We start from the raw sequence: 5,082 nt of genomic DNA, 5'->3' as shown, positions 1-5,082 counted from the left end.
GATATTTGCCACTGGTTTCTTCCGAAATGTGAAAGCATTACCAGAAGATACTCCCCTGGGTGTACGAGTAACTTTTGAAGTTGAACCCAACCCTGTATTGAATTCTGTAACCATAGAAGGTGCTCAAGTATTCCCTGAAAGTGAAGTAGACAGAATATTCGGCGAGCAATATGGTGAAACTCTGAATCTGAAAATTTTTGAAGGGGGTGTCGAACAAGTCAACCAGTGGTATCAAGATAACGGTTACGTTCTCGGACAAGTTATCGGTGCTCCCCAAGTCAATGACGACGGTTCAGTTATTCTAGAAGTTGCAGAGGGAGAAATTAAAGATATTCAAGTACGCTTTGTGAGTGCAGAAGGAGAAACAACAGATGAAGAAGGTAATTTAATTGAGGGTCGTACTCGTGAATATATCATCACTAGAGAAATTCAACTTCAACCAGGAGATATCTTTGAGCGACAAACAGCAGAAAAAGATATTAGGAGAGTGTTTGGTTTAGGAATTTTTGAAGATGTTAGATTGGGTTTAGAACCAGCACCAGACGATCCTAACAAGGCAAATGTGATTGTGAATATTGTAGAAAAAAGTACAGGTTCTCTCGCATTTGGTGGTGGAGTTAGTTCTGCGAGTGGGTTATTTGGTACAGTCAGTTATCAACAACAAAATATTGGTGGTAATAATCAGAAATTAGGTGGCGAGTTTCAAGTAGGTGAGCGATTATTACTAGCGGATATTAGCTTTACCGATCCCTGGATAGGTGGAGATGACCACCGCCTTTCCTACACAGTTAATGCGTTCAGACGACGAGCAATATCGGTAATTTTTGATTCTGACGACGAAAACGATCAGCGCGATGTCGATCTGCCTAATGGTGACAACCCACGAGTCATTCGTACAGGAGGTGGAGTTAGTTTTACCCGTCCGTTTATTCCTAATCCATTTGTTGAACCGGAATGGACAGCTTCTTTGGGAATAAAATATGAACGAGTAGAAATTCAGGATAGTGATGGTGATACTGAACCTAGAGATGAATTAGGTAATAAATTGACTGTTGATGATTCTGGGGAAGACGATCTACTTACTATTCAATTTGGTATTGTTAATGATCGACGCAATAATCCCCGACAACCTACTTCTGGTAGTTTGCTAAGATTTGGTACAGAACAGTCTATTCCTATCGGTTCAGCAGAGATTGCATTGAATCGTTTACGAGCTAATTACAGTTTCTATATTCCAGTAGACTTTACTAACTTCATTGATGGACCTGAAGCTTTGGCCTTTAACATACAAGGTGGTCATATAATTGGAGATTTACCTCCTTATGAAGCTTTTCCTCTAGGTGGTACTAATACAGTTCGTGGATATGATGAAGGTTCTGTAGGAGCAGGTCGTACATTCTTGTTGGGAACTGTTGAGTATCGCTTTCCTGTATTTGGGTTTCTTGGAGGCGCTTTATTTATTGATGCTGCAACAGTATTTGATAGTCAAAGTTCTGTTATTGGTAATCCTGGAGGTGTGAGGAATAAACCAGGAGACGGTATAGGTTATGGTGCTGGTATTCGGGTACAATCTCCTCTCGGTCCAATTAGAGTTGATTACGCTATTAATGATGAAGGTGATACTCGTTTCCACTTCGGTATTGGTGAGCGTTTCTAATACTAAGTTCTAATTTATGGGCGTTGCTGAGTGATAATGATTTTTAGATTAAGTATCAACGGGAAACATAAGTTTTTCAATTAATAAGTTCGGATTGAGTGTTGTGATCGGATTGTAATTTGTCTAGTTCTATATTAGTTAAATTACTGATTTCTGGAATAATACCGATTCCTGCTAATGCAAAATTCACCAAAAGAATTGAAACGATCTGTCTGTTCATAACTTTAAAGATTGATAATAGTTTATATCCGCTTATTCTCAATCTCTATATAGGAATCAGGATGATTTTAATGACATCAATTTAATCCTCCTTAGTCATACCTTCAACACTAAAAATAAATTTGTTCTAGAAAAAAATTTATTTTTAGTCTGACAAGGTGTTTGGAAAATATTTAGTTTTTTGGCGTTGCTGATTTGGGATATGATTTGTATTTTTTTGGCGATTGCTAAACTATATCAATGACAAGTATTTGAGATTCTTCAGTTTTTATTTTCATACCTTGATTCAGCAACGCCAGTTTTTTTAAATCTCCTCTAATGTGAAATCCGCTTCCTCAAAATTTAATATCGTGTCCCTTTAGAATACTTAACAATAAAGTAGGAAATAGGGAATAAAGGAATCAATGGGGAGAAAAGTGAGTGAGGAGAATTGTTTGAGTGAGGAGAATTGTTTGATTGACTACAGGTAGATGAAGTGGAAAATGAGCAAAATTATCTATCTAGCCATGTAATTAGGGTCAAATTTTTTGCTTGTATATTTTTGTAGTTAATGGCCTTCCATCTAGAGAAGATGAGAAATGGCCTTTGGCTAGGATTCAGAAATAAAAAAAGGTATCTTCTGACAAAAAAATTAAATATATTGTCATCTGTCAAAGAATAAGGGCGTTTTTGGCCCAAAATACCCCTTGCTGCTATGAAAATATTACAAACTATTAAGAAAATAATGAGAAAGTGAACAAAATGCCTCAAAATACTTGCTGAAGGTAGTTATGTCAGAGGGTACTTTGTCCTTCTTACTAGCTAACCAATTTTTAAGCAACCTTATTACCTTAACTCTGTTGGAATAAAGCATGAGTATAATTACCAAATCAATCGTTAATGCAGATGCTGAGGCTCGTTATCTGAGTCCCGGCGAATTAGACCGAATCAAGACTTTTGTTTCCTCTGGCGAACGTCGCGTTCGGATTGCTCAAATTATGAGTGAATCTCGTGAGCGTATTCTTAAGGAGGCTGGAAACCAGCTTTTCCAAAAGCGTCCTGATGTTGTTTCTCCAGGTGGTAATGCCTACGGTGAACAAATGACTGCTACTTGCTTGCGCGATCTGGATTATTATTTGCGTTTGATCAGCTACGGTATTGTTGCTGGAGACGTTACTCCTATTGAAGAGATCGGACTCGTAGGCGTTACTGAAATGTATAAGTCTTTGGGCACTCCCATCGAAGCTGTTGCTGAAGGTGTTCGCTGCATGAAGAATGTTGCTGCTTCCCTTCTCTCAGGTGATGATGCTAGCGAAGCTGCTTCTTACTTTGACTATGTTATCGGTGCTATGAGTTAAGGCTAAATATTTTTTAGAGGTTAGATGAAAGTTGGTGAGAAGGAAACAAGAATTTAATAATTTAGAACTTCCTGAAATATCAAATTGAAGTCTACAATCAAATCTCTAAAATCCTGGCCTTCGCCTATCCAATAATTTTGAAGATTCAGCAAATTTAAGGAAATCAATCAATAATGCAAGACGCTATTACCTCCGTTATTAATTCTTCTGACATTCAAGGTAAATACCTTGATGCTGGTGCTCTAGAGAAGCTCACTAACTACTTTGCCACAGGTGAACTACGAGTTCGCGCTGCAACTTCTATCAGTGCGAATGCTGCAACTATTGTTAAAGAAGCTGTAGCTAAGTCTTTACTTTACTCTGATATTACTCGTCCTGGTGGTAATATGTACACCACTCGTCGTTATGCTGCTTGCATCCGTGATTTGGACTATTATCTACGTTATGCTACCTATGCTATGTTAGCTGGCGATCCTTCTATTTTAGATGAGCGCGTACTAAATGGCTTAAAAGAAACTTACAATTCTCTAGGCGTTCCCATCGGTGCTACTGTACAAGCTATTCAAGCTATGAAGGAAGTTACTGCTGGTTTAGTCGGTCCTGATGCTGGAAAGGAAATGGGCGTTTATTTCGACTACATTTGCTCTGGGTTAAGCTAATTTGGCGATCAGTAAAAAAGGCCAAAAAAGGTAGATTTACCTTTTTGATTTAACTGATGTTTTACTATAAGGCTAGGGAAGCCTAGAATGAGTGTTAGATTACCAAAGGCTTATTGTTGAATAAATAATCTGTTTTAGTAAACTAGCATTGATTCTATAGGTTCCCTGCCTTAGGAGTTTTTAGGTTTGAGATTTGAGGCGATCGCATTACTTAGAAATTCTCGTGTTAGATTTAAGTATGGGGGTCGTCAATATATGGGTTTAGATAATCTCAAAACTCAATAATAATTAGATAAGTATTTGACTGTTTACCCTAATTGTTTTACAAAAGGATTTAAGAAAATCTTCACCAAGTATTAGGAGAAATTTGTATTATGAGAATGTTTAAGATTACTGCTTGTGTTCCGAGTCAAACTCGTATTCGTACTCAACGAGAATTACAAAATACTTACTTTACCAAGCTTGTTCCTTATGATAGCTGGTTCCAGGAACAACAAAGAATTATGAAAATGGGTGGTAAAATTGTTAATGTCCAGTTAGCTACTGGTAAACCAGGAGCAAATACTGGGTTACTTTAAATTACTATTTTGAGAAATGGTAGTAAAAGAGAGGTCAAAAGACCTCTTTTTTTTGTTTGTATTTCACTTGTAATGAAATATAGAAATTTTAACTTGAGTTGTGAGATCTTGTAGAAAGAAGAAGGAAAAATCATGCGTTGTGTGAGTTTTACAGCGGTTTTCATTTCGGTAGACTACAGTAGGGGCATTAACGTAGTTGTGCGCTAGCTAATGGCCATTTGCTAATGCAAAGCTGCGCTTTATATGTTGGGGAGCAAAACGCTCCTACAGGGTTTTGGTTATGACGATGTGGTTCATCAATCAGCAAAAGCACTGTCAGCTTTTGATATGTTCGTGCCCTTTCCTTCGACTGCTATATTGTAGATTTTTAAGCAGTAGGAAATAGGGACAATAAATTAGAGTCTTTGGCATTAAAATAAGTTATTAATTCTTGCCTATTTGGTCAATTTATTATAATTAATTTATCTACAAACCACTATAACTAATCTGAGTTATTGATCAATTGTTTTGCGACCTAATACTAAAAAAGTAGTACCATTATTCCAAATTTATTCTGTTTTAAGAAAGACTGATAACTATAATATTAAATAAATTAAATTATCTATTAAGTATTTATGAAATATTCCGCATCA

At 36.8% G+C, this 5,082-nt stretch carries 4 protein-coding genes; all 4 read left to right on the top strand.

Going from position 1 to position 5,082, the window contains the following annotated elements; translation table 11 throughout:
* Window positions 1-1,657: BamA/TamA family outer membrane protein (locus F6K13_RS17460; RefSeq protein WP_287287898.1), on the top strand; the 1,657-nt coding region annotated here is incomplete at its 5' end.
* Between the two features lie 1,070 nt (window positions 1,658-2,727).
* Window positions 2,728-3,213: an allophycocyanin gene (locus tag F6K13_RS17455; RefSeq protein ID WP_124143265.1), complete on the top strand. Its 486-nt coding sequence runs from the start codon at window positions 2,728-2,730 to the stop codon at window positions 3,211-3,213.
* Window positions 3,214-3,386: 173 nt separating this feature from the next.
* Window positions 3,387-3,872, top strand: a complete 486-nt coding sequence (apcB, locus tag F6K13_RS17450) for an allophycocyanin subunit beta (protein WP_124143264.1) — start codon at window positions 3,387-3,389, stop codon at window positions 3,870-3,872.
* A 374-nt stretch (window positions 3,873-4,246) separates the two neighbouring features.
* Complete coding sequence (locus F6K13_RS17445; RefSeq protein WP_124143263.1) at window positions 4,247-4,450, top strand: phycobilisome linker polypeptide; 204 nt, start codon at window positions 4,247-4,249, stop codon at window positions 4,448-4,450.
* Window positions 4,451-5,082: the final 632 nt, after the last annotated feature.

This window comes from Okeania sp. SIO2B9 (assembly GCF_010672505.1).
Lineage (GTDB): Bacteria > Cyanobacteriota > Cyanobacteriia > Cyanobacteriales > Microcoleaceae > Okeania > Okeania hirsuta.
The sequence above is the reverse complement of the archived record's forward strand: the minus strand, read 5'-3'. Positions and strand labels throughout refer to the sequence as shown.